Origin of the sequence: Brachybacterium vulturis, assembly GCF_002407185.1 — a bacterium.
Classification (GTDB): Bacteria; Actinomycetota; Actinomycetes; order Actinomycetales; family Dermabacteraceae; genus Brachybacterium; species Brachybacterium vulturis.
In genome coordinates this window covers 1277294-1300302 of record NZ_CP023563.1, presented here as the reverse complement: position 1 = coordinate 1300302, position 23009 = coordinate 1277294, and the positions used below count along the sequence as shown (strand labels likewise).

25 protein-coding genes are annotated in these 23009 nt (G+C 71.5%); 9 read left to right on the top strand and 16 right to left on the bottom strand.

All coding sequences use genetic code 11. From position 1 onward, the window contains the following. The first annotated feature begins 33 nt into the window (after positions 1-33). A complete protein-coding gene (locus CFK38_RS05780) occupies positions 34-447 on the top strand; it encodes a phage holin family protein (RefSeq protein WP_096802235.1) in 414 nt (137 codons plus the stop codon). Between the two features lie 76 nt (positions 448-523). Next, positions 524-1939 carry an adenylosuccinate lyase gene (gene purB, locus CFK38_RS05775; RefSeq protein ID WP_096802234.1) on the top strand — a complete coding sequence of 472 codons (1416 nt, stop codon included), beginning with the start codon at positions 524-526 and terminating at the stop codon, positions 1937-1939. Between the two features lie 23 nt (positions 1940-1962). Here the strand turns inward: purB and CFK38_RS05770 are convergent, their stop codons facing one another. Then, positions 1963-2688, bottom strand: a complete 726-nt coding sequence (locus CFK38_RS05770) for an SDR family oxidoreductase (RefSeq protein ID WP_096802233.1) — start codon at positions 2686-2688, stop codon at positions 1963-1965. 66 nt (positions 2689-2754) lie between these two features. Here CFK38_RS05770 and CFK38_RS05765 point away from each other — a divergent pair, with 66 nt between their 5' ends. Beyond that, positions 2755-3507: a CPBP family intramembrane glutamic endopeptidase gene (locus tag CFK38_RS05765; protein WP_157773552.1), complete on the top strand. Its 753-nt coding sequence runs from the start codon at positions 2755-2757 to the stop codon at positions 3505-3507. A gap of 252 nt (positions 3508-3759) precedes the next feature. Here the strand turns inward: CFK38_RS05765 and CFK38_RS05760 are convergent, their stop codons facing one another. From CFK38_RS05760 to mshD, 10 genes are all read right to left on the bottom strand, one after another. Further along, positions 3760-4086, bottom strand: a complete 327-nt coding sequence (locus CFK38_RS05760; RefSeq protein ID WP_096802231.1) for a rhodanese-like domain-containing protein — start codon at positions 4084-4086, stop codon at positions 3760-3762. Between the two features lie 9 nt (positions 4087-4095). Continuing rightward, complete coding sequence (locus CFK38_RS05755; protein ID WP_096802230.1) at positions 4096-5442, bottom strand: FtsX-like permease family protein; 1347 nt, start codon at positions 5440-5442, stop codon at positions 4096-4098. Further along, the gene (locus tag CFK38_RS05750) at positions 5439-6233 is read right to left on the bottom strand and encodes an ABC transporter ATP-binding protein (protein ID WP_096802229.1); all 795 of its coding nucleotides are present in this window, start codon (positions 6231-6233) and stop codon (positions 5439-5441) included. Before CFK38_RS05750 ends, CFK38_RS05755 begins: the two co-directional genes overlap by 4 nt. 137 nt (positions 6234-6370) lie before the next feature. Beyond that, positions 6371-7156, bottom strand: a complete 786-nt coding sequence (gene pstB / locus CFK38_RS05745) for a phosphate ABC transporter ATP-binding protein PstB (protein WP_096802228.1) — start codon at positions 7154-7156, stop codon at positions 6371-6373. Between the two features lie 28 nt (positions 7157-7184). Further along, complete coding sequence (pstA, locus tag CFK38_RS05740; protein WP_096802227.1) at positions 7185-8351, bottom strand: phosphate ABC transporter permease PstA; 1167 nt, start codon at positions 8349-8351, stop codon at positions 7185-7187. Positions 8352-8360: 9 nt separating this feature from the next. After that, positions 8361-9323 (bottom strand): phosphate ABC transporter permease subunit PstC, encoded by a 963-nt coding sequence (gene pstC, locus CFK38_RS05735; protein ID WP_096802226.1) that lies wholly within the window; start codon positions 9321-9323, stop codon positions 8361-8363. 106 nt (positions 9324-9429) lie between these two features. Then, a complete protein-coding gene (pstS, locus tag CFK38_RS05730) occupies positions 9430-10572 on the bottom strand; it encodes a phosphate ABC transporter substrate-binding protein PstS (RefSeq protein ID WP_096802225.1) in 1143 nt (380 codons plus the stop codon). Between the two features lie 245 nt (positions 10573-10817). Further along, a complete protein-coding gene (locus CFK38_RS05725; protein WP_157773370.1) occupies positions 10818-11318 on the bottom strand; it encodes a DUF4190 domain-containing protein in 501 nt (166 codons plus the stop codon). A gap of 50 nt (positions 11319-11368) precedes the next feature. Next, positions 11369-12313: an NUDIX hydrolase gene (locus CFK38_RS05720; RefSeq protein WP_096802223.1), complete on the bottom strand. Its 945-nt coding sequence runs from the start codon at positions 12311-12313 to the stop codon at positions 11369-11371. Positions 12314-12316: 3 nt separating this feature from the next. Continuing rightward, a complete protein-coding gene (gene mshD / locus CFK38_RS05715; protein ID WP_096802222.1) occupies positions 12317-13198 on the bottom strand; it encodes a mycothiol synthase in 882 nt (293 codons plus the stop codon). A gap of 174 nt (positions 13199-13372) precedes the next feature. On the opposite strand from mshD, the gene CFK38_RS05710 reads away from it, so the two are divergent. The 6 genes from CFK38_RS05710 to CFK38_RS05680 all read left to right on the top strand — a co-directional run bounded on the left by CFK38_RS05710 (position 13373) and on the right by CFK38_RS05680 (position 18346). Then, a complete protein-coding gene (locus CFK38_RS05710) occupies positions 13373-14122 on the top strand; it encodes a hypothetical protein (protein ID WP_096802221.1) in 750 nt (249 codons plus the stop codon). Positions 14123-14360: 238 nt separating this feature from the next. Then, entirely contained in the window at positions 14361-14993 is a 633-nt protein-coding gene (locus CFK38_RS05700) for a heme-binding beta-barrel domain-containing protein (protein ID WP_096802219.1), read from the top strand. Further along, complete coding sequence (gene ygfZ / locus CFK38_RS05695; protein ID WP_096802218.1) at positions 14986-16107, top strand: CAF17-like 4Fe-4S cluster assembly/insertion protein YgfZ; 1122 nt, start codon at positions 14986-14988, stop codon at positions 16105-16107. The genes CFK38_RS05700 and ygfZ overlap by 8 nt, the downstream gene beginning before the upstream one ends. Positions 16108-16212: 105 nt before the next feature. Continuing rightward, a complete protein-coding gene (locus CFK38_RS05690) occupies positions 16213-16647 on the top strand; it encodes a hypothetical protein (protein ID WP_096804231.1) in 435 nt (144 codons plus the stop codon). Further along, positions 16644-17966 (top strand): FUSC family protein, encoded by a 1323-nt coding sequence (locus tag CFK38_RS05685; RefSeq protein ID WP_096802217.1) that lies wholly within the window; start codon positions 16644-16646, stop codon positions 17964-17966. The genes CFK38_RS05690 and CFK38_RS05685 overlap by 4 nt, the downstream gene beginning before the upstream one ends. Positions 17967-18028: 62 nt before the next feature. Then, positions 18029-18346 carry a DUF2516 family protein gene (locus tag CFK38_RS05680; protein WP_096802216.1) on the top strand — a complete coding sequence of 106 codons (318 nt, stop codon included), beginning with the start codon at positions 18029-18031 and terminating at the stop codon, positions 18344-18346. A gap of 369 nt (positions 18347-18715) precedes the next feature. Here CFK38_RS05680 and fbaA read toward each other — a convergent pair whose 3' ends face one another. The 5 genes from fbaA to CFK38_RS05655 form a co-directional block, all read right to left on the bottom strand. Beyond that, the gene (fbaA, locus tag CFK38_RS05675; RefSeq protein WP_096802215.1) at positions 18716-19744 is read right to left on the bottom strand and encodes a class II fructose-bisphosphate aldolase; all 1029 of its coding nucleotides are present in this window, start codon (positions 19742-19744) and stop codon (positions 18716-18718) included. Positions 19745-19878: 134 nt separating this feature from the next. Next, positions 19879-20550: a TrmH family RNA methyltransferase gene (locus tag CFK38_RS05670; protein ID WP_245851237.1), complete on the bottom strand. Its 672-nt coding sequence runs from the start codon at positions 20548-20550 to the stop codon at positions 19879-19881. Continuing rightward, a complete protein-coding gene (locus tag CFK38_RS05665; protein WP_096802214.1) occupies positions 20547-21254 on the bottom strand; it encodes a DedA family protein in 708 nt (235 codons plus the stop codon). The genes CFK38_RS05670 and CFK38_RS05665 overlap by 4 nt, the downstream gene beginning before the upstream one ends. Before the next feature lie 191 nt (positions 21255-21445). Further along, positions 21446-22045 carry an orotate phosphoribosyltransferase gene (gene pyrE, locus CFK38_RS05660; protein ID WP_096802213.1) on the bottom strand — a complete coding sequence of 200 codons (600 nt, stop codon included), beginning with the start codon at positions 22043-22045 and terminating at the stop codon, positions 21446-21448. An 86-nt stretch (positions 22046-22131) separates the two neighbouring features. Next, positions 22132-22980, bottom strand: a complete 849-nt coding sequence (locus tag CFK38_RS05655; protein WP_096802212.1) for an SDR family NAD(P)-dependent oxidoreductase — start codon at positions 22978-22980, stop codon at positions 22132-22134. Between the last annotated feature and the right edge of the window lie 29 nt (positions 22981-23009).

The following is a 23009-nucleotide window of genomic DNA, read 5'->3' as shown; positions in this document are numbered from 1 at the left end:
GCGCTCCCCAGGGTCGGTGAGGACAATGGGGCCATGCGATTTCTCGGACACATCATCGTCACCGGCCTCGCGCTGTGGGTCACCGCCCTGATCCTGCCCGGCATGCACCTGGGCGAGAACAGCGCGACCGCGCTCACCCAGGTCCTCACCATCGGGGCGATCGCTCTGATCCTGGCGCTGATCAACACGATCATCAAGCCGATCCTGGAGTTCCTCACCTTCCCCATCACCTGCGTGACCCTGGGCCTGTTCCAGCTGGTCATCAACACGCTGATGCTGCTGCTGGCGAGCTGGGTCTCGGGTCTGTTCGACCTGACGCTCGAATTCGACAGCTTCTGGTGGGCGCTCGGGGCCGGCGTGATCATCGGGATCCTCTCGGCGATCGTCGAGGGCATCACCGGTCTCGGGGACGAGCGTCGCAGCCGCAGCCGCTCGATCGGTGAGTGAGATCGGCCGGTGACCTCCGCGGTCCGCGACGGGGACCTCCCGTCCTGGACCGCCCCGAATCTGGGAGAATGCGGCCATGGCTCATTCCTTCGCGGACATCACCCCGCAGATCGCCCTGACCCCGCTCGACGGCCGCTACCGCGCACAGGTCGCGCCGCTTATCGACCACCTCTCCGAGGCGGCGCTGAACCGCTCCCGCCTGGTGGTGGAGACCGAGTGGATGATCCACCTGCTCGACCAGCAGGTCATCCCGGGCCTGCGCACCCTCACCGAGGACGAGCGGGCCCTGCTGCGCGCCATCCCCGAGGACTTCGGCGCCGAGGGCATCGCCGAGCACGCCGAGATCGAACGGGAGACCGTCCACGACGTCAAGGCGATCGAGTACTTCATCAAGCGCCGCCTGGCCGGCACCTCGCTGGAGCCGCTGGCCGAGGTGGTGCACATCTACTGCACCAGCGAGGACGTCAACAACCTCTCCTACGCCCTGATGGTCAAGGGCGCGGTGGAGCAGGTGTGGCTGCCGGCGCTGCGCGAGGTGATCGCGGATCTCACCGCGCTCGCGAAGGACGCGGCCGAGGTGCCGATGCTCTCGCGCACCCACGGCCAGCCCGCCACCCCCACCACCCTCGGCAAGGAGATCGCGGTCTTCGCCTACCGGCTGGGCCGGCAGGAGCGCCGGATCGCCGCGGACGAGATCCTCGGCAAGATCAACGGCGCGACCGGCACGTATGCAGCGCACGCGGCGTCCGTCCCGACGGCCGACTGGGAGCAGCTCTCCCGCTCCTTCGTGGAGCATCTGGGGCTGACCTGGAACCCGCTGACCACGCAGATCGAGTCCCACGACTGGCAGGCCGAGATCTACGCCGACGTGGCCCGCGCCGGCCGGATCCTGCACAACCTCGCCACCGACGTGTGGACCTACATCTCGCTGGGCTACTTCCGCCAGCGGCTCTCGGCCCAGGGCGGCACCGGCTCCTCGACGATGCCGCACAAGGTGAACCCGATCCGCTTCGAGAACGCCGAGGCGAACCTCGAGATCTCCGCCGCGTTGCTGGACTCGCTCTCACAGACCCTGGTCACCACCCGGCTGCAGCGGGACCTCACCGACTCCACCACCCAGCGCAACATCGGCCCCGCGTTCGGGCACTCGCTGCTGGCGATCGCGAACCTGCGCAAGGGCCTGGCCGGCCTGGACGTGGACGCGGAAGCGATGGCCGCGGACCTCGAGGGCAACTGGGAGGTGCTCGGCGAGGCGGTGCAGTCGGTGATGCGCACCCTCGGCGTGCAGGGCGTGCCGGGGCTGGACAACCCCTACGAGCGGCTGAAGGACCTCACCCGCGGCCACCGCGTGGACGGTGAGGGGATGCGCGAGTTCGTGCGCTCGCTGGGTCTGCCCGCGGCGGAGCAGGAGCGGCTGCTGGCGCTGAGCCCGCACACCTACGTCGGCTATGCCGCGCAGCTCGTGGAGCACCTGGACGACAGCAGCGTCTGAGCCGTTCCGGCGGCCCCGCCCCGTCAGCCGATGGCGCGGGGGCGGAGGTCGATGGTCGCGATGACCGCCTCGGCCGGGGCGCGCAGCGCGAAGCCGATCGCCGCGGCGACGGTGGCGGGGCGCAGGTACTTCTCCGTCTCGTAGGCGCCGCTCTCTGCGGCGCGCAGCTCCTGCTGCATGTCGGTGTCCACCCGGCCCGGGTGCACCGAGCTGACCCGCACCCCATGAGCGGTCTCCTCCTGGCGCAGTGCATCGGTCCAGGCGCGCAGCGCGAACTTCGAGGCGGAGTAGGCGCCCCGCTCGCCCTTGGCGTTATAGCCGGAACCGGAGTTCACGGCGACGACCGTGCCGCGGGCCTCCCGCAGCGCGGGCAGCAGCAGCCGGGTCAGCTCCGAGACGGCGGTGACGTTGACCGCGAAGTTCCGCTCCCAGTCCGCGGCGCTGAGCTCCTCGACGGTGCCGTTGACCAGAATGCCTGCGCAGTGGACGAGTCCTGCGAGCCCGCCGGGCAGGTCCAGGGCGGCCACTGCGGCGGCCGTCGCCGCGTGGTCGGTGAGTTCCGCGACGACGGGCTGGGCCGAGGGCAGCTGCGCGGCCAGCGCGGCCAGCGCCTGCTCGTCGCGGCCGGCGAGGAGCAGATGATGGTCGGCGGCGAGCGCCTCGGCCGTGGCGCGGCCGATCCCGCGGTTCGCGCCGGTGATCAGGACGGCGGGGCGGGCGGAACGGGAAGCGGGCTGCTCGGTCGTCATGGCCCCGAGTCTGTCACGGCGAGGCGACCGCCACGGCGCAGGTGAGACCATGACGGGGTGGAGACGATGACACCGAGCCGGGCCTGGCTGCGCGCCGAGGTGCTGATCATCCTCGCGCTCTCGCTGGGGCGCAGCGCCGTGTACTCGCTGCTCTCCCTCGCCCAGGCCCTGGCGGCCGGGCCGCTGTCCGGGCAGTCCACCGCCCTGAACTCCTCGCTGCGGGAGAATCCCTGGCTGGACCTGCTCTATCAGCTGCTGTCGATCGTCTTCACCCTCGCCCCGGTGGCGCTGGTGGTGCTGCTGCTGGCGCTGACCGCCGGTTCCCTCCGTCAGGCACTGGGGGACCTGGGACTGGATCTCGGCCGGCCCCTGCGGGACCTGCTGCACGGCGTGCTGCTGGCGGCCGGGATCGGCGTGCCGGGCCTGGCGGTCTACTACCTGGGCCGTCTGGTGGGGGCCACGGTCGAGGTGATCCCGGCGGCGCTGGACACCCACTGGTGGACGCTGCCGGTGCTGGTGCTGCACGCGGTGAAGAACGCCGTGCTGGAGGAGGTGATCGTGGTGGGCTACCTGTTCCAGCGGCTCGAGCGGCTCGGCTGGTCACCGCGGCGGATCATCGTGGTCTCCGCCCTGCTGCGCGGGGCGTACCACACCTATCAGGGGGTGGGCCCGGGTCTCGCGAACCTGGTGATGGGGCTGGTGTTCGGGTACTGGTACCGCCGTACCCGGCGCACCCTGCCGCTGGTCATCGCCCACACCCTGCTCGATGTGTGCGCCTTCGTGGGCTATGCGCTGCTGCAGGATGCCCTCGGGCTGTGAGCCACCGGGAATGCGGTGCGGACCGCAGTCGCAGGCCGCGACCGCACGAACTATGAACTGGTCGGGTACTGGCGGCACAGCGATCAGTACGGTCATAGCGGCATACGCATCGCTCCTGCGCCAGGACCCGACCAGGTCATTGTGCGCGGAGCGGGCCGACGGCACGCACGACCCCCGCGCCGCCAGCTCCGCGGCCTCAGCCCCGCGCCGCCAGCTGCGTGACGCCAGCTCCGCGCCGTCGTTTCCGCACCGTCAGAGGATGTACGCCTCGCCCTCGCCGTCGGAGGTGATCGGCAGGCCCGACTCGAACCACTGATCCATGCCGCCGGCGACGTTGATCGCCTCGAAGCCGTTCGCGTTCAACCACTGGCTGACCTGGAAGCTGCGGCCGCCGCTGCGGCAGACGATGTACATCGGCTCATCGGTCTCGGGCAGCTGGTCGAGGTTCTCCATCAGCGTGCTCGCCGGGAGGTGCTGCGCATGCCCGGCATGGCCGGCGTCCCATTCGTTCTGCTCGCGCACGTCGATCAGGTGCGCGCCCTCGGGGATGGCGTTCGGAGCGACGTTCTCAAGAGTCATGGAGCCAGCCTAACGGCCCGCCCGTGCATACCGCCGCACCAGCGGCGAGGCCACCAGCACCGCGGCGATCACCAGCGCATAGGCGCCGAGCACGCCGGCCAGGTACTGCACGGCCATCCTCGGATCGCTGGGGGTGCCGCCGAGGACCGTGGTGAGCACCAGCAGGGCGGTGCCGGTCGCGACGAGCGAGCTCAGCGCCACCGGCACCGCGATCTCCGCGAGCCGGGCACGGTGCAGCTGGCCCACCTCGGCGCCGGCGATGTGCTGGGCGCGCAGCCGGGGGGCCTGGTCGATCACCCGGGCGGTCTGCGTGACGCCGGTGCCGACCGCGGCGAGCACCGCGGCGATCCCCAGGGTGAGCAGGCCGCCGGTGGTCATGGCGGTGAACATCATCGCCTCCTCGGGGTTGGTGGCCGTGCCGAGCGTGGCGATCATCGTCAGGAACCCGGCGATGACCAGGGCGAAGGTGATGCCCGAGACGGCACGCCAGCCGGCCCGCGGATCGGCCGCCAGCCGTCGCGCCCCCACCATCAGCGAGGGGACGGGGGCGAGCCGGGCGAGCACCAGCGCGGTGGCCCACACCAGGAACGGACCGACCACGTTGATCCCCGCCACGATCGCCGCGATGAACAGCACCATGATCGCGATCGCCGCCCCGGCGCCGTCCTCGCCCAGCAGCATCCCGCCGACGTTCATGAACACCACGAAGCCCACGATCAGCGCTGCCCACAGCACCACGCGCAGCACCGACATCCGCACCACCCGGGAATCGCGGGCCACTCCCAGCGGGCTGAGGACCACCCCGGTGAGGGAGACCGCGGCGGAGCCGGCGGCGATCAGTACCAGCGCGAGGACCAGCACGGGATAGGCCCAGCCGGGCAGCAGCAGGTCGGCGACCGTGAAGGGGGTGATCCCGAAGTCGAGGCGGGTCAGCGCCGGGGTCGCCGCCAGATGAGCTCCGAGACCGAGGAGCGCGCCGAGCAGCGACTGGGCGGCGACGTCGAGCACCGCCACCGAGCCGACCTGACCGCCGGTGCCGCCCACCAGGCGCATGGTGGCCAGGTCCCGCTCGCGCCGGGCCAGGGACAGCCGCGCGGCCGAGCCGCCGAGGCCGACGGCGCTGGGCACCAGCAGCACGGAGGCGATGAGTGCGCAGATCGCGAGGAACGGCATGATCGAGGCCTCGCCCGTCAGGGGGACCTCTCCCGCGGGGCTGCGGCCGACGAAGGCTGCGGCGCCGCCCAGCACGGTCGCGGTGAGGGCGGTGGCGGCGGCGAAGGCGATCACCGGCAGCACGTCGGCGAGCGCCCCGCGGCGCCGCAGCAGCAGGGGCGCGGAGGCGAGCAGGGCGCTCATCGCTCCGCTCCGGTGGAGCCGGTCTCGGCGACGGGGCGCACGAACTCCTGGGCGATCCGTCCGTCCTGCATGGTCACGGTGCGGCGACAGGCCGCGGCGACCGTGCCGTCATGCGTGACCATCACCAGAGCGGCACCGGTGTCCCGGCAGGAGTCCACCAGGATCTGCAGCACGGCCTGGCCGGTGGCCTGGTCGAGCGCTCCGGTGGGCTCGTCGGCGAAGACCACCGAGGGCCGTCCGGCCAGGGCTCGGGCGATCGCCACCCGCTGCGCCTGCCCGCCCGAGAGCTGGGTGGGGCGGCGGTCGTGCATGCCGGACAGCCCCAGGCGGTCCAGCCAGGAGGCCGCCTCGGCGGTGGCGGCGCGGCGGGAGGTGCCGCCGAGCATGCGCGGCAGGATCACGTTCTCCAGCGCGGTGAGCTCGGGCAGCAGCTGGCCGTCCTGGAAGACGAAGCCGAAGTCGCTGCGGCGCAGGCGGGTGCGGCGCCGGTCCCCCAGGCGCGCCAGATCGGTGCCCTCGTGCAGGACGGTGCCGGTGGTCGGGGTGAGGATGCCGGCGAGGATGTGCAGCAGGGTGGTCTTGCCGCAGCCGGAGGGGCCCATCACGGCGAGCGAGTCGGCGCGGTCGAGATCGAGGTCCACGCCGTCCAGGGCACGGGTGGTGGTGCCCCCGGTGCCGTAGGTCATGAGCAGGCCGCGGGCCGACAGCACCGGGGACGGGGTGACCGTCCCGGGCTGGGCGGGTTGCGGGGACGTGCCGGGAGGCGAGGACGCGAGCGGGCTGATGTTCATGCCACCCAGCCTCCGTGGCGGGGCCCCCGCCCCGCGTCCACCCCCGGAGCGGTTCTGTCCGCCATGGGTCAGACCATGGTCTGACCCGGGCATCCACCCGGCCGTGGCGCCCGCTGGTCACGGCCGCAGCACGCCGCTCAGCCGAAGCGGCCGGAGATGTAGTCCTCGGTCTGCGAGTTCGTGGGGTTGGTGAAGAGGGTGTCGGTGTCGTCGATCTCGATGAGGCGGCCGGGCCGGCCGGTGCCGGCGATGTTGAAGAAGCCGGTGCGGTCCGAGACGCGGGAGGCCTGCTGCATGTTGTGGGTCACGATCACGATCGTGTACTCCTGCTTCAGCTCATGGATCAGGTCCTCGATCGCGAGCGTCGAGATCGGATCCAGCGCCGAGCAGGGCTCGTCCATCAGCACCACCTCGGGCCGGACCGCGATCGTCCGTGCGATGCACAGCCGCTGCTGCTGACCGCCGGACAATCCCATGCCGGGCTTGTCCAGGCGATCCTTGACCTCGTTCCAGAGGTTCGCGCCTCGCAGCGCCTGCTCCATCAGCTCCTCGGAGGCCGAGCGGGACATGCGGCGATGGTTGAGCTTCACACCGGCCAGGACGTTGTCCCGGATCGACATGGTCGGGAAGGGGTTCGCCTTCTGGAACACCATGCCCACGCGGCGGCGCACGGTGACCGGGTCGACCCTGGGGTCGTAGATGTCCTCCCCGTTGATCTCGACCCTGCCCGTCGCGTAGGCGCCGGGGATCACCTCGTGCATGCGGTTCAGGGTGCGCAGGAAGGTCGACTTGCCGCAGCCGGAGGGGCCGATGAGCGCGGTCACCGAGCGGGGGCGGAGCTGGACGTCGACGCCCTGCACGGCGAGGAAGTCCCCGTAGAAGATGTCGAGGTCCTCGACGTTGATGGGCTGTGGGGCGGCCATCGGGAGTCCTTTCGGGTGGGGCGAGGGCTCAGCGGCTGAGCTTCGGGGAGAAGTAGTGGCTGATCAGCCGCGCGACGAGGTTGAGCACCATCACGATCACGATCAGGGTGAAGGCTGCGGCCCAGGCACGATCGATGTTGGTGGCGATCGAGCAGGCGTACACCTCCTGGGTGATCGGGTTCGTGACCGTCTCGCTCATGCAGTTCGCGCTGCCGGCGCGGTACTGCTGATTGATGAACGTGGGCAGCGTCGCCATGCGTCCGTCGAACATGTTCCAGTTCACCGAGGTCACCATGCCCACCGTGAGCAGCAGCGGTGCCGTCTCGCCGATCACGCGGGCGATGGCGAGGGTGATGCCGGTGGTCAGGCCTGCGATCGCGGTGCGCAGCACCACCTTGACGATGGTGAGCCACTTGGGCACGCCCAGCGCATAGGCGGCCTCGCGCAGGTCCATCGGGACCAGCCGGAGCATCTCCTCGCTGTTGCGCACCACGGTGGGGATCATCAGCAGCGACAGCGCGACCGCGCCCATGATGCCCATGCGCACGCTGTCGTCCGGCATCAGGGCGATGAACAGCGCCAGGCCGAACAGGCCGGCGACGATCGAGGGGATGCCGGTCATGACGTCCACCAGGAAGGTGACGCCGGTGCCGAGGGTCCGCTTCCATCCCTGGTCCGCGTACTCCACCAGGAAGATCGCGCTGAACAGGCCGATGGGGATCGAGATGAGCGACGCCCACAGGGTGATCAGCAGGGTGCCCACCGCCGCGTGGAACACGCCGCCCGCGTCGGCGCCGCCGATGATCCCGGACATCGAGGACGTCCAGAAGTCGAAGGGGTCGGGCCTGGCCGCGATCGCGCGGGTCAGTCCTCGGCTGACGACCTCCCAGAGCAGGGAGACCAGCGGGAACATCGCCACGGTGAAGGCACCGATCACCAGCAGGGTCATCAGGCGGTCCTTCGCCCAGCGGGGGCCTTCGCGCAGCAGCGAGTACGCCCAGCCCAGCAGCAGGTGCAGGACGAAGCCGACCATGATCGCGCCGGCGATCGAGAAGGCATCGAGGAGGGACAGGCCGGCGATCGCGACCAGCAGGCCGACGAGGCCGGTGAGGACCAGGTGGTACCAGGGCAGCCGACGCTCGTCGTGGGGACGACGCATCGGGGTCTGGTGCTGCACGGCGGTGGGGGTGCTCATAGGGGCCTCTCAGCTCGTCGGGCCGCTGCGGGCGACGATCCACCGGGCGATGGCGTTGATGAGGAACGTCAGCACGAACAGCACCAGACCGGTGAAGATCAGCAGGGACATCTCGACGCCGGAGGCCTCCGCCGACTTCGAGGCGATGTTCGCGGCGATCGAGTTGTGCCGACCCACCTCGAGGATGTGGAGGGAGAAGGTGGCGCCGGGGGCGAGGATCATCAGCACCGCCATGGTCTCGCCGAGCGCACGGCCCAGGCCGAGCATGGAGGCGGCGACGATGCCGCCGCGCCCGAAGGGGAGCACGACGGTCCTGATCGTCTCCCAGCGGGTGGCGCCGAGGGCGAGGGCCGCTTCCTCCTGCAGGCGCGGGGTCTGCAGGAACACCTCACGGGCGACGGCGGTGATGATCGGCAGCACCATCACGGCGAGCACCACCGAGGCGGAGGCGAGGTTGCGCATCGGGGCGGTGGGCTCACCGGCGAACAGCGGGATCCAGCCGAGGTAGGTGTTCAGGAAGAGGTACAGCGGCTCGAGCTCGGGGACCAGCCAGATCCCGCCCCACAGGCCGTAGACGACCGACGGCACCGCGGCGAGCAGGTCGATCAGGTAGCCCAGCGTCGCGGCCAGTCGGCGCGGCGCGTAGTGGGAGATGAACAGGGCGATGCCGATCGAGATCGGGATCGCGATCACCAGCGCGATCGCGGAGGCGAGCACCGTGCCGAAGACGAGCGGGAGTGCGTACTCGATCAGGGAGAACTCCGCGGTGCCGGAGAACTCCTGGCTCGCGAGGATCGCCGGCAGCGACTCCGTGGTGAGGAAGACCGCCACCGCGGCCAGGGTGAGGAAGATCAGCAGCCCCGAGCCGATGCTCAGGGACGAGAAGACCGAGTCGCCGAGGCGGCGTCCGCTGGTCGCCATCGAGGCGGGCGGAGCCTCACGCGGCTCCGACTCGATGTCAGCTGTGCTCATGGGGACCTTCCTCCGAGCTCACGGGACGGGGTGGGGCGCGGTGCCGGGCCCCGGCGACGCCGCCGAGCCGCTGGGGCCCGGCGGCACGCCGTCGTGCGGGAGCGGATCAGCCGACGGTGATGCCGTCGATCGCCGCCTGCGCCTCGGTGCGCAGCTCCTCGGAGATCGGGGCGGAGCCGGCGTTCTGCGCGGCGACCTGCTGCCCCTGCTCGGAGATCATGAAGGAGGCGTAGGCCTTGACCGCGTCACCGGTGGCGGCGTCCTCGTACGCGCCGCACAGCGCCAGGTAGGAGATCAGCACGATCGGGTACGTGCCGGCCTCGGTGGTGGTGCGGTCCAGCTCCATGACGATGTCGTTCTCCGCCCGGCCCTCCTCGCGCGGCGAGACGTCGACGGCCTTCGCCGCGGCATCGGCGCTGTAGTCCACGAACACCTCGCCCACCTGGATGGAGGCGGTCCCGAGGTTCCCGGCCTGCGAGGCGTCGGCGTAGCCGATGGTGCCGTTGCCGGCCTCCACCGTGGAGATCAGGCCGGAGGTGCCGTCACCGGACTGGCCGCCCGGGATCGGCCAGGTCTCGATCGGGCCGTGGGTCCAGACGTCGGGGGCGTTGTCCGAGAGGTACTCGGTGAAGTTCTCGGTGGTGCCCGAGTCGTCCGAGCGGTGGACCGGGACGATGGCTGTCCCGGGCAGCTCGACATCGGGATTGAGCTCGGCGATCGCCGGATCGTTCCAGGTGGTGATGGACTCGGCGAAGATCCCGGCGATGACCTCGGGCGAGAGGTTCAGGTTCTCGACGCCCTCGAGATGGAACACGACCGCGATCGGGGAGATGTAGACGGGCAGATCGAAGGCCTGCTCCCCGTGGCACACCTCGGTGGAGGCGGCGAGCTCCTCCTCGTCCAGGGCGGCGTCGGTGCCGGCGAACTTCACCTGGCCGGAGAGGAACTGCTCGCGACCGGTGCCGGAGCCGGTGGGGTCGTAGGTGACGGTGAGGTCGCCGCCCTCGGCCTGCACGAGGCCGCGGAACGTCTCGGTCCACGCGGTCTGCGCATTGCCCATGGAGGAGGCACCGGCACCGGCGAGGTTGCCGCTCAGCTCGGCGTAGCCGCCCCCCGAGGCTCCCCCGCCCTCCGGGGCCGCCGAGCCACCGCTGCTGCCTTCGGCGCTGCCGCCGCAAGCCGTCAGGGCGATGCCCGCGGCGAATCCGAGTGCGGCGAGCGAGACGAGCTTGTTCGTGCGAACGTTCACTGCGAGTCCTTTCGGGGCCGTGGGCCCGGAAGCTGTCCATCGAGGAGGTGTGGCAGCTCGGACGCTAAGGAGGGCAGATGACGGCCCGCCCGCTCACGCGTGAACGGCAGGTGAACTCCCCGAGGGGGGCACAGAACTCGCAGGTCAGGTGCTTGACACGAACAGGTCACGACTCGAGCCGCCGCCTCTGCGCGAGGTGACCTCCGCCACCGTCGGCCATGCCGTCGGCGAGGGGTGCGCCGGTGTCAGGCGGTGGCGGCCATGACCAGCCCGACGATCATCATCACGCCGTAGAGCAGCAGGAAGCACAGGGGGATCAGGCCCACCAACGACGTCACCAGGCCTGCGATGGCGAGGCCGCGGCCGCCCCTCGGGGCTGTCGCCGTGGGCGCGGTCTCCTTCATGCCCCTGGCCGAGAACCAGATCCCGATGGGTGAGGTGAGGCCGCCGCACATGGCCAGGCCCAGCAGCCCCAGCACGAATCCGGTGATCGCTGCGTTCGAGCTCGGCAGCGGGGCGGGGAAGGCCCCGAACTGCGGCGGCCCGACGGGGACCGGGCCCGCGGGGTGCGGGCCCGTCGCGTACGGGCCCGACGCATACGGGTCCGCCGCGTGCGGGTCCGACGCGTAGGGATCGGTCACGCCGTATCCCACCCCGGACGGGTCGTCGTGGTGCCCGCGCCGCTGTCCGTACGGGTCATACCCTCCGGAATGGTCCGGGAGTCCGTCGTCGTGCTCTGCGTTCATCTGGTGCGCATCCTTCCCCATGCCCTGTGCCTGTCCTGCCTGTGACGACGTCAGCCGATGTTCGGCAGATGCCGTTCGATCGCGACCACCCTGCCGTCGGCCGTGGTGTGCAGCAGCAGCGCCTCCCCGGCCGCCAGGTACGGATCCTCGTGCGGCAGTTCGAGGGCGACGCCCGGCTCGGCCACCGTCCGCACCGCGTCGATCACGGTGGTCAGCACCGGTCGATGCGTGCACACCACCGTCGGCCGCGCCTGCGCGAGCACGCGGTCGATCACGGCGGCGGTCCGTGCCGGGTGCTCGGCATGGCCCGTCTCGGTCAGCGCGTCCTTGGTGCGGATCTTCAGGCCCTCGACGGTCGCCAGCGGTTCGATCGTGGCGCGGCACCGCTCCCACGGACTGCTCAGCACGCTCGCCGGGTCGAAGGCGTCCAGCAGCGGCGGCAGTGCCCGCGCCTGCTTCTTCCCCTTCTTGTTCAGGGGTCGCGACGCCTCCCCCTTGCGCCACTTCGAGCGGGACAGCGCCGCGCCGTGCCGCTGGATGATGATCGGGGCGGTCTCCAGCTCGCCGGCCATGAGGTGGCGCCGCAGCGCCGCCACCGGCACCTGGTCGCTCTGCCGGGTCACCAGCTCCATGGCCTCCTCGAGGGGGACCCACCGGACCTCGTCGACCTCGCGGCGGCTCTTCGGCCCGGGCGCGATCTTCGCGCGGACGGTCGCTGCCCAGTAGTGCACCACCTTGCTGCGCCCGTCCGGCATCAGGTACGTGGTGGTCGGCAGGGGTCGCTGCAGGCGCACCCGGTAGCCGGTCTCCTCGGCGACCTCACGCACCGCCGCGGTGGGGGACGCCTCCCCCTGGTCCAGCTTGCCCTTGGGGATCGACCAGTCGTCGTAGCGCGGCCGATGGATCAGCAGCACCTGCACGCCCTCGCCCTTCTCGCGCCAGACGAGGGCACCGGCGGCGAGGACGGGAGGCGAGGAGCGGGGGGCGGCACCCACCGATCAGCCCCGTCCCGTCGCGCGCATCTGCACGTCGCGGCCCGCGACCGTGAAGCCCCAGGCCTCGTAGAGGCGCAGGGCCGGGGCGTTGTCCGCCTCGACGTAGAGCTCCACCCCGGGGACGCCGTCGGCCCGGAGGCGGTCCAGGGAGGTGGCCAGCAGCAGCCCCGCCACCCCGTGCCCCTGCACGGAGGGGTCGGTCGCGACCACATAGATCTCGGCATCCTGGTCGGTGGCGCCGGGGTGCTCGCGCTTGACCCAGACGAAACCGACGAGCTCCTCGTCCCGCAGCGCGACCAGCATGTCCTCGGCGTCGAACCATGGCTGGGCCAGCCGCTGCGCCAGATCCTCGCCGGTCATCGCCCCCTGCTCGGGGTGATCGGCGAAGGCGCGCGCGTTGACGCTCACCCAGCGCTCGGCATCGCGCTCCGCCGCGAAGGTGCCCAGGCGCAGGCCCTCGAGCGTCGAGGTGGGGATCGCCGGCAGCGGCGTCGCAGGCGCGAGCTCGCGATGCAGCGTGAGCAGGTACCGGCTCTCGGCGAGACCGGCGGCGCTCAGAAAAGCGAGGGACCCCTCGAGGGCACCATGCGCCCAGACTCCCGCGTCCGGTCGCAGCGCGAGCGCCTCGTGCAGCAGGGCGGTGCCGTGTCCGCGCCTGCGGTGCGCGGGATCGACCATGCCCTGGACCGTGCCGTCGGCCAGCACGCTCGCGTACCCCAGCAGGTCACCGGCCTCCTCGACCAGCAGGTGCTGAGCGCTCTCGCCGTCCAGGGCGAGCAGGGCGGCCTCGTCCAGCGGCGAGGCCCCGTCATGCTCGGTGACCGTCGTGAGCAGTGCGCGGATCATCGTCCGACGGGTGGGCGGCAGCGCGGCCGTCGTGATCATGAGATCCTTCCGGGACTCGAGGAGGAGACGGACCCGTGCACAGCATGTGGCCGTGCCCCGGGGGTCGAGTATGCCGTCACCAGCGGGCACTCGTAGACTGCCACTGTAGCGCCCGCCGAACACCTCTCGTCGGTGCGGCCAGAGACCGGATTCGACGACTCGCGAGGAGCGCCTGTGACAGTCCCCGAGCGCGCTCCCCTCGGCGCTGCCCTCGCGCTCCTGCTGGCCGTGGTCTCGCTCACGGGAGCCCTGTCCCCGGTGCTGATGGCCGCCTCGCTGGCGCTGCTCGCCCTGCTCATCGGCATCGCCTGGCCGGGACTGCTCGAACTGCCCTCCCCCGGCGGCACCCGCGCGGTGGTGGCCGGCACGGGCATCGTCGCCACCCTGGTCACGGTGCTGTCCCCGGAGCGCATCACTCCGATCTCCGGGGTGGTGATGGTGTGCGCGAGCGGGGTGCTCGCCGCATTCGTGCACCAGATGGTCCGCGCGGAGCGCCGCGATCTCACCGCCTCGCTCACCGGCACCGTCGCCGGGGTCTTCGTGGCGGGGATCTCCGCCTGCTGGATCATCGCCCAGAGCGCCGCCGTGGAGGCCGGGACGACCACCATGATCACCGCCATCGCCGCGGGGCTCGCGGCGACGCTGCTGGTGAACTCCACCCCCCTTCCCCAGATGCCGCGATTCCTGCTGTCCGCCCTGACCGGCGTGGGGGTGACCATGGTGCTCGCGGTCTCGCTGGCCGGGCTGGGGGCCGCGCTCGCGGCGGCCATCGGACTGGTGACCGCGATCGGTGCGAGCTGCGCGCACCTGCTGACGGGCTCCTCGCTGGTCGCCAAGGAGCCGGTCCCCTCGCTGGCCGTGGCCGCGGTCCCGGTGGCGACGGTCGGGGTGGTCGCCCACCTGGTGGTCGTGCTGCTGCCCTGAGCCCGGGCACGGGGGACGACAGGACCGACCGCACCCGCCCCTCACGCCCGGACCGGTGGTCCCGGGTGACCTCGAGCGTGCCGCCCCTGCACCCGTGGTGGGAGCGATAGACTCTGCGGCATGTCCGCCATGTCTCTGTTCTTCCTCATCCTCGTCATCCTGGTGGGGCTCGGCACGCTCGCCTTCGCCGTCCTGGTGATCTCGCGCCTGTTCGATCGCTGAGCGTTCCGCAGCACCGATGCCCATCACGCTCGACACCTCGCTCCCGCCGTCCCTGTACCCGCTGGCCTGGCTGCTCGGCAGCTGGCAGGGCACCGGCGCGCTGACCACGGCGGATCCCGACGCCCCCGACGTCCGGATCGAGCAGCAGCTGGTCTGCAGCGCTCGTGAGGACGGCACCATGGAGTGGCGCTCCACGATCCACCGGATCGACGCCCCCGCCCCGCTGCCGCCCACCAGCGCCTTCGCGCGGGACGAACCCGAGACCCCCGCGGGAACCGGTTCCGGCGAGCGCACGCTGCTGCACCGCGAGGACGGCGTCTGGACCGTCGGCGAGCTCCTGCCCGGCCAGGACCGGGCGGCCGCCGAGGCGGCACCGCCGGGCAGCCCGGGCAGCTTCCTGTCCCACCGCCTCGAGGCGCACCTGACCCGTCGGGACGCACCGGCCGAGCAGTGGGCCGGCGAGGTGCGCGGACCACGGGTGCAGCTCGCACTCGGCTCCCCCGACGGCGAGATCGCCGCGACCCGCATGTTCGGCTATGTCAGCGGCCGCCTGATGTGGCTGTGGGAGCACCGCCTGCCCGTCCCCGACGGGGCCCCCGACGAGACGGCCCTGACCCCCTACCTGTCCCTGGAGATGCACCGTGTCTGATCCTGTCCGTGATGTCCGTCCCCTGCTGCGCGAGGGCGCGGTGCTCGGCGACGGTCCCGATGCGGCGGTCCCCGCCCACTACGGCGCGCCGCTGCGCGAGCAGCGGCATCTGCTCGACGGCACCGCGGTCGTGGACCTGGGCCACTTCGAGGTGCTCGAGGTGCGCGGAGCGGACGCCCGCAGCTGGCTGACCACCGTCACCACCCAGGACCTCGCAGGCACCCCCGTCGGCGCCTCCGCCTCACTGGCCGTGCTGTCGCCGCAGGGCCGGGTCGAGCACCTGGCCTCCGCCGTGGTGGTGGACGAGGACGCGCTGCTGCTGGTGCTGGACGCCGGCCACCGCGCCGGGCTGCGCCGCTACCTGGAGATGATGCGCTTCGCGGCGCGGGTCGAGCTGACCGACCGGGACGACCTGCGCGTCCTCGGGGCCCTCTCCCCCGCCGCCGAGGTGCTGCCGCAGCTGGGACTGCCGGACCCGGCCGCCGTCTGGTCCGAGCCCTGGCCCGAGGTCGCCCCCGGCGGCGTCGCCTACGGCCCGGACCCCGAGGACCCGGTGGGCGCGGTGCTCACCCTCCTCGACGCCGCGGCCCTGACGCAGCTGCCCTGGCGCGGTGAGCACCTGGCCGGGATGAGCTCCTGGGAGGCGCTGCGGATCGCGGACCATCGAGCCCGCGCCGCTCGCGAGGTCGACGAGCGCAGCATCCCCCACGAGCTGGACCTGCTGCGCACCACCGTGCACACCACCAAGGGCTGCTACCGCGGGCAGGAGACGGTCGCCAAGGTCCTGAACCTCGGCCAGCCGCCGCGGCGCCTGGTCATGCTCCATCTCGACGGCTCCCAGGACGTGCCGGCCGCCGCCGGGGGCGAGGTGCGCCTGGGCGGGTCCGACGGCAAGGTCGTCGGCACCGTCACCTCTGCCGCGCTGCACGCGGACCAGGGTCCGATCGCGCTGGCCGTGGTGCGCCGCGCCGTGCCGGTGGACGCGTCGCTGTCGGTGCAGGTGCTGCTCGCACAGGCCGACGGCGAGGGCACCTCGATGTGGCTCGACGCCTCGCAGGAGCCGATCGTGCTGCCCCGCGAGCACGGCGCCCGGCCGGCCACCGCCAAGCTCTGACCCGCCGGACCGGCGCCGGTCTCCACGGCTCCCTCACGGAGCCTGCACCGCATGCCGTCGCGGTCTGCGCTGTGCGGTCACCGGCGACCTGGAAGAATGGCGAGCATGAGAGCTGAGGGCGACCAGGAGGACTGGACCCGACATCGTCGGGAGGTGTTCGAGACCAAGGAGCGGGCCCTGCGTGCCGCGCGCGAGGCCGAGCACGAGAAGGCCACCGCGATGATCCGCGAGGGCGTCTCCCGGTTCGAGCACGCCGGCATCCCGCCGGTGCCGCTGCGCGCCCGCCCGTACCGCGGAGGGGGCACCATCCGCACCTCCCTGATCGGCTGGTACCTCAAGCAGGACCGCTCCCTGGCCGTGGACCGCGAGGGCCGCTACTACGTGATGCGCGTCGACGGCGGGCTGCGGTCCCGGCTGCAGGGTGCGACCCCTGCCCCGGGCCCTGCACCGCTGATCGTGGGGCGCGGCGCCCGCGACGGGGACACCTTCCGGCTCGAGGAGCTGCTGGAGATGCGCCTGCAGGATCCGGTGCCGGCATGAGACCGACCCCGCCGCCGACCCCGCAGTCGGGTCCGCCCCTGATGCCGACCACGTCGATCCCGGTCGTCGAGCGGGCGCGCGACGCCGTGCGCGACTGGTTCGTCCAGGGCGTCTCCCGCGGGCGCGGCGACGCGCTCACGGTGGGCCGCGCCGCCCTCGCCGCCAGCCTGGCGTACCTGGTCAGTTCACTCCTGTGGGGTCACGAGTACCCGTTCTTCTCCGCGATCGTCGCCTTCGTCATCATCGGCTTCGGCATCGAGAAGAAGATGCGCAAGATCGTCGAGATGTCCTGCGGCGTGCTGCTCGGGCTGGCGCTGGGCGAGCTCGCCCGCGGCCTGCTCGGCTCGGGGACCTGGCAGATCCTGGTGGTGGTGTTCGTGGCCGGGATGCTCGCCCGCCTCATCGACTCCAGCAAACTCTTCGGGTTCCAGGTGGCGATCCAGTCGCTGCTGGTGATGATCATGCCGATCACCCCCGCGATGTCGCCGGGCGGGCGAGCGCTGGACGCCGTCACCGGGGTCAGCGTCGCCATCGTCATCCACCTGCTGCTGTCCGGGGATCCGCGCCGTCTGCAGAGCCGCGCCGCCGCCGCCTTCTACCGTGAGCTCGAGGGCACCCTGGTCAACCTCGCCCTCTCGGCACGCAGCGGTGACCGCAGCATCGCGCAGGCCGCTCTGCGGAAGGTCCGCGAGGTCTCCCAGAAGTACACCGACGAGTGGAAGCTCGCCAACGACGTCGCCGACGAGATCTCCACGTTCGCCCCGTCCGGTCTGCGCCACGCCGACGACGTGAGCCGCCTCCAGCACCTGCTGGTGGGCTCCGACCGCGCGATGCGGAACATGCGGGTGATCGCCCGGCGTCAGGTGCAGTTCCTCGACGCGGTGAACGGGGACGCGCACTCCACGCTCGCCGACGCGCTGCTGGCCGCCCGCGATGCGATCCTCGAGCTCAGCACGGCGGTCTCCCACGAGGACGTGGACTTCACCATGGCCCGGCGGAAGCTGCGCCTGTTCGGCTCCTATCTCTCCCCCGAGATGCTGCTGCGCAACGACGAGGGGAAGCGCCCGGGCCGGGCCGGGCACTTCGAGGGCGTCACCCTGACGGTCCAGCTGCGCTCGCTCGCGATCGACCTGCTGCAGGCGACCGGTCTCAGCGCTGCGGAGGCGAAGCAGTTCCTGCCCAGCCTGGTGGTCGCCGCGGACGGTGACGCGATCGGCCCCCGCCCGATGACCATGGAGATGCGGGCGCTGGAGCCGCAGGCCACCACCGAGGCGCTCGAGCTGCTGATCACCGACCGCTCCGATCCGGACCGCCGCTGAGCCGGTGACACCCGGCTTCCGGGATCCGGGATCCGTCCAGCCACTGCCCGTATCCTGGTCCGATGATCGCCCTCATCCAGATGTGGATCTTCCTCGTGCTCGCCGTGGCCCTGCTGGCCGTGGAGATCTGGGCACTGGTGAACGCCCTGCGCTTCCGCCCCGACGCCTACACCGCGGCCGGGAAGCGCAGCAAGACCTTCTGGGGCATCCTGACGGGCGTCGCCGTGCTGCTGGGCTTCCTCTCGCTCCCCTACCCGGTGGGTCGGGGCAGCTCGATGCTGTTCATGATCGCCGCCGTGGTGATCGCCGGCATCTTCCTGGCCGACGTGCTGCCCGCGCTGAAGCGGGTCATGGGCCGCGCCCAGGGCAACCGCTGGTGAGACCCGGCTGGTGAATCCCACCCGTCCGTGAGCGGCCGCGCCCGGCCGGCGCAGCCACGAACAAGGCCCACCGGATCACCACGTGCCGCGCCGCCGCCCAGGTGTCGATGCCGGGGCACTGGTGTCGAGGCATCAGTGCCCAGGCGTCGGTGCTCAGCGTGACCCGAGCTTCGACCGCGTCATGGACGACATCGGACCCCGGAGCCGAAGCCCCGGGGTCCCGTCATATTGCCGCTCGCACGCTCGCAGTGCGTCGATCAGGCCCTGCCCACTCGCCTGATCTTCTGCCGCTCGCACGCTCGCAGTGCGTCGATCAGGCCCTGCCCACTCGCCTGATCTTCTGCCGCTCGCACGCTCGCAGTGCGTCGATCAGGCCTGGTGCGTGCCGGCCGAGCGGAGGTTCTCGCAGGCCTCGACGACGCGAGCGGCCATGCCGGCCTCGGCCTTCTTGCCCCAGGCGCGGGGATCGTAGGCCTTCTTGTTGCCGACCTCGCCGTCGACCTTCATGACGCCGTCGTAGTTCTCGAACATGTGCGAGACCGCGGGGCGGGTGAAGGCGTACTGGGTGTCGGTGTCGATGTTCATCTTGATGGTGCCGTAGTCCAGCGCCTCGGAGATCTCCTCCTCGGTGGAGCCGGAGCCGCCGTGCATGACCAGGTCGAACGGACGCTCCTGGCCGTACTTCTCGCCGACGGCCTTCTGGATCTCGTCCAGGACCTTCGGGCGCAGCTTGACGTTGCCCGGCTTGTACACGCCGTGGACGTTGCCGAAGGTGAGGGCGGTCAGGTAGCGGCCGCGCTCGCCCAGGCCGAGCTTGGCAGCGGTCTTCAGGCCGTCCTCGGGCGTGGAGAAGAGCTTGTCGTTGGAGACGTTGGCGACCACGCCGTCCTCTTCGCCGCCGACGACGCCGACCTCGATCTCGAGGATCTTCTTGGCCTCGACGGACTTCTCGAGCAGGCGCTCGGCGATCTCGAGGTTCTCGTCCACCGGCACCGCCGAGCCGTCCCACATGTGGGACTGGAACAGCGGGTTCAGGCCCTTCTTCACGCGGTTCTCGAGGTCCCACTCGATCAGCGGCTCGACCCAGGTGGGCAGAACCTCCTTGGCGCAGTGGTCGGTGTGCAGCGCGACGTTGATCGGGTAGTTCTTGGCCACCGCGTGCACGTACTCGGCGAGCGCGATGGAACCGGCGACCCGGTCCTTGATGGTGGAGCCGGAGAGGTACTCGGCGCCGCCGAAGGACACCTGGATGATGCCGTCGGAGCCCGCCTCGGCGAAGCCCTGGAGGGCGGCGGTGGCGGTCTGCGAGCTCGAGACGTTGACGGCGGGGTAGGCGAACTTTCCGGCCTTGGCCCGGTCGATCATCTCGTTGTACTGGTCCGGGGTGACGACTGCCATGGGGCATTCTCCTTCGCTGAAGCAGTGGGCGACGGCCGGCGGTGAGGAGCACCGCGCAGGGCCGTCCGATCGGACCCAGTGTCCCACAGCGATCCTGGTCCTTCCCGCTCGGAGGTCCCCCGTGGACGCCCGGCTCAGCGCAGCGGGCCCGCGGGCACCTCGGCGTGCTGCAGGATCCAGCTGTGCATCGCGATCGCGGCCGCCGCGGCGACGTTGATCGAGCGGGTGGAGCCGAACTGGGTGATGCCGACGACGGTGTCCGCAGCGGCGAGGATCTCGGCGCTCACGCCGGGACCCTCCTGCCCCACCACCAGCACGGCATTGCGCGGCAGCGGGGTGCGCTCGATCGGCTGGGCCCCCTCGACCAGGTCGATGGCGATCAGCGGGCGGCCCTGCGCGCGGGCCCAGGCGATGAGATGCGCGGCATCGGGGTGGTGGATCTCGTGCTGGTAGCGGTCGGTGACCATGGCGCCGCGGCGGTTCCAGCGCCGTCGGCCGACGATGTGGAAAGCGGCGACGGCGAAGGCGTTGGCGGTGCGCACCACCGAGCCGATGTTCGCGTCGTGCTCGAGGTTCTCGATCGCGACGTGCAGGTCGTGGCGGTGCTCGTCGAGCTCGGCGATGATCGCTTCTCGCCGCCAGTACCGGAAGCGGTCCTCGACATTGCGACGATCGCCGGCGGCGAGCAGCGCCGGATCCAGGCGCGGGTCCTCGGGCCACGGCTCGGGATGGGGACCGACGCCGACCTCGCGGGCCCCGTCAGCGGCGGCGCTGCGGATCTCGTCGTCACCGGCGGGCGAGGTCACCGGTCCTCGCTGTGCTCTGCCGGGCTCTCCGTATCGTCGGCATCCTCCGCCGCGAGCTCGTCGAGATACTGCTGGTCCGGGTCCGGCAGGCCGAGCGCACGGCGCTTGCGCTCGCGCAGGATCAGCCTGACCACGAACACCACGATCACCAGCGCCACGATCGCGTAGGCGACGTTGGAGAAGACGTCGGTGTACGGCTCGATGACCGTCCAGTTGCTGCCCATGTAGTACCCGATGGTCAGGAAGATCGAGTTCCAGATCGCGCTGCCTGCACCGGTGAGCAGGGTGAACATCCCGATCGGCATCGCATACAGGCCGGCCGGGATCGAGATCAGCGATCGGATCCCCGGGACGAAGCGGCCGAAGAAGATGGCCTTAAAGCCGTGGCGGTCCATGAAGTCGACGGACTTGTCGTAATCCCCCACGTGCACCAACGGCAGCCGGATGACGATCTTCCGCAGTCTCACCGGGCCCAGCAGCCGGCCCAGGCCGTACAGCATCCAGGCACCGATGAGGGAGCCCGCCACGGAGGCCAGCAGCATCACCGGGTACGTGTTGTTCGGGCCGGCGGCCGCCACCCCGGCCAGCGGCAGGATCACCTCGGAGGGGATCGGGGGGAAGACGTTCTCGAGGAAGATCAGCAGGAAGACGCCCAGGGCCCCGAGGCTGTCCATGGTCTCGACCGCCCAGTCGACGATGTTCATTCAGGCTCCTGCCGAGATGCGATCAGAGGGGACTGCATGCTGGTGGGCGACGCATGCCACGGAGGCCGTGCAGGCCGGTGCGGCGGACCGTCGGGGTGCCGTGCGTCCGCGCCCATCGTAGGCGGCGCAGGCCTGCAGCACCGTCGCGGCTGCTCAGGGGTGAGCCCCTCGGGCGCTGGCCGGAGTCCGGTTCAGATCTCCAGTTCGGAGATGTCGAATGCGGAGAGGTAACGGTGCCCGGCGGCCTCGACGGCCTCCCGGGAGGCCTCGGAGCGGTGGACGATCACGGCCACGGCGGCGATGTCGGCGCCGGCCTCGGCCAGAGCCTCGCAGGCGGTCAGGACGCTGCCGCCGGTGGTGGAGGTGTCCTCGACAGCGACCACCCGACGACCGGTCACCTCCGGACCCTCGATGCGTCGCTGCAGGCCGTGGGCCTTGTTCGCCTTGCGCACCACGAAGGCGTCCAGATTCTCGAGAGTCTCGTCGGCCGCCGAGGCGTGCAGGATCGAGGTCGCCACCGGGTCGGCACCCAGGGTCAGCCCGCCCACGGCCTCGACGCCGGGGACCAGACCCTCGCGGCGCAGCAGGTCGAGCATCACGCGGCCCACCAGCGGGGCGGCCTCGTGGTGGAGGGTGATGCGGCGCAGATCGACGTAGTGGTCCGCCTCGGCACCCGAGGACAGCACGACGTGGCCACGGACCACGGCGAGATCCCGGATCAGCTCGCGCAGACGCTCACGAGCGTCCTCGAGGGACAGGGACTGGGCAGGAGCGGTGCGGGAATCGGCCATGCGGTCAGAATAATGGACGGGGCCGAGGCTCTCCGCCACGCCCGACGAGCGGCCCCGTCGGGGATCGGCCGGGCCGAGCGGAGGGGTCATGCCTCGTCGTCCTGCTGCCAGGGCGCGCGCAGGTTCCGTCGCGAGGCGCTGCGACGGGAGCGCTGCACGGACCGGGCTCTCAGGCGCCGGTACCAGTCGGGGGAGGTGAGCGCGCGCACCAGGGGTCGCGGGGCGATGCGGCCGACCCCGCCGGCGGTGCGGTACTTCACCGACGGGATCGACAGCACGACGCCCCTGGCCGTGTCCTTGAGCGCCTGCTCGACGACGTAGGGGGCCTTCAGCCAGGTGATCCGCGGCAGGCCGTCCATCGCCATCCCCGCGCGCTCGTGGAACTCGGTCTGCACGAAGCCGGGCAGCAGCGCGGTCGCGGTGACCCCGGTGCCCTCGAGCTCCATCGCCAGGGACTCGGTGAACACCGTGACCCAGCTCTTCGAGGCCGCGTAGGGGCCGGCGGTGGTGTAGCCGGCGAGCGAGCTGACGTTGAGGATCGCGCCGCGACGGCGCTGGACCATCGTGCGGGCCGCGGCGTGGGAGAGTACCAGCACCGCTCGCATCAGGGTGTCCAGCTGCTTCTCGTGGTCCTCGATGCCGACCTCGAGGAATCCGCCGCGCAGACCGTATCCGGCGTTGTTGACCAGCAGCTCGACCCGGTCCACGGGGTCGGTCAGTCGGCTCGCGACCCGCTCGAGCTGCTCGCGCTCGGAGAGGTCCGCGGGGAGCACCTCGACCTCGACCTTGTGGACGTCGCGGATCTGCTCGGCGACGGCGCGCAGCCGATCCTCGTCGCGGGAGACCAGCACGAGATCATGCCCTGTCCCGGCCAGCTGCCAGGCGAATTCGAGGCCCAGTCCGGAGGTGGAACCGGTGACGAGTGCGCGCGCCATGTCGTGAGTTTACGACGGTCCGAGGATTT

What these genes read in the sequence shown, in the direction of transcription:
- CFK38_RS05780 (WP_096802235.1), top strand. Translation starts at nt 34, where the DNA reads ATGCGATTTCTCGGACACATCATCGTCACCGGCCTCGCGCTGTGGGTC.
- purB (WP_096802234.1), top strand. Translation starts at nt 524, where the DNA reads ATGGCTCATTCCTTCGCGGACATCACCCCGCAGATCGCCCTGACCCCG.
- CFK38_RS05770 (WP_096802233.1), bottom strand. Translation starts at nt 2,688, where the DNA reads ATGACGACCGAGCAGCCCGCTTCCCGTTCCGCCCGCCCCGCCGTCCTG.
- CFK38_RS05765 (WP_157773552.1), top strand. Translation starts at nt 2,755, where the DNA reads ATGACACCGAGCCGGGCCTGGCTGCGCGCCGAGGTGCTGATCATCCTC.
- CFK38_RS05760 (WP_096802231.1), bottom strand. Translation starts at nt 4,086, where the DNA reads ATGACTCTTGAGAACGTCGCTCCGAACGCCATCCCCGAGGGCGCGCAC.
- CFK38_RS05755 (WP_096802230.1), bottom strand. Translation starts at nt 5,442, where the DNA reads ATGAGCGCCCTGCTCGCCTCCGCGCCCCTGCTGCTGCGGCGCCGCGGG.
- CFK38_RS05750 (WP_096802229.1), bottom strand. Translation starts at nt 6,233, where the DNA reads ATGAACATCAGCCCGCTCGCGTCCTCGCCTCCCGGCACGTCCCCGCAA.
- pstB (WP_096802228.1), bottom strand. Translation starts at nt 7,156, where the DNA reads ATGGCCGCCCCACAGCCCATCAACGTCGAGGACCTCGACATCTTCTAC.
- pstA (WP_096802227.1), bottom strand. Translation starts at nt 8,351, where the DNA reads ATGAGCACCCCCACCGCCGTGCAGCACCAGACCCCGATGCGTCGTCCC.
- pstC (WP_096802226.1), bottom strand. Translation starts at nt 9,323, where the DNA reads ATGAGCACAGCTGACATCGAGTCGGAGCCGCGTGAGGCTCCGCCCGCC.
- CFK38_RS05725 (WP_157773370.1), bottom strand. Translation starts at nt 11,318, where the DNA reads ATGAACGCAGAGCACGACGACGGACTCCCGGACCATTCCGGAGGGTAT.
- mshD (WP_096802222.1), bottom strand. Translation starts at nt 13,198, where the DNA reads ATGATCACGACGGCCGCGCTGCCGCCCACCCGTCGGACGATGATCCGC.
- CFK38_RS05700 (WP_096802219.1), top strand. Translation starts at nt 14,361, where the DNA reads ATGCCCATCACGCTCGACACCTCGCTCCCGCCGTCCCTGTACCCGCTG.
- CFK38_RS05690 (WP_096804231.1), top strand. Translation starts at nt 16,213, where the DNA reads ATGAGAGCTGAGGGCGACCAGGAGGACTGGACCCGACATCGTCGGGAG.
- CFK38_RS05685 (WP_096802217.1), top strand. Translation starts at nt 16,644, where the DNA reads ATGAGACCGACCCCGCCGCCGACCCCGCAGTCGGGTCCGCCCCTGATG.
- CFK38_RS05680 (WP_096802216.1), top strand. Translation starts at nt 18,029, where the DNA reads ATGATCGCCCTCATCCAGATGTGGATCTTCCTCGTGCTCGCCGTGGCC.
- fbaA (WP_096802215.1), bottom strand. Translation starts at nt 19,744, where the DNA reads ATGGCAGTCGTCACCCCGGACCAGTACAACGAGATGATCGACCGGGCC.
- CFK38_RS05665 (WP_096802214.1), bottom strand. Translation starts at nt 21,254, where the DNA reads ATGAACATCGTCGACTGGGCGGTCGAGACCATGGACAGCCTCGGGGCC.
- pyrE (WP_096802213.1), bottom strand. Translation starts at nt 22,045, where the DNA reads ATGGCCGATTCCCGCACCGCTCCTGCCCAGTCCCTGTCCCTCGAGGAC.
- CFK38_RS05655 (WP_096802212.1), bottom strand. Translation starts at nt 22,980, where the DNA reads ATGGCGCGCGCACTCGTCACCGGTTCCACCTCCGGACTGGGCCTCGAA.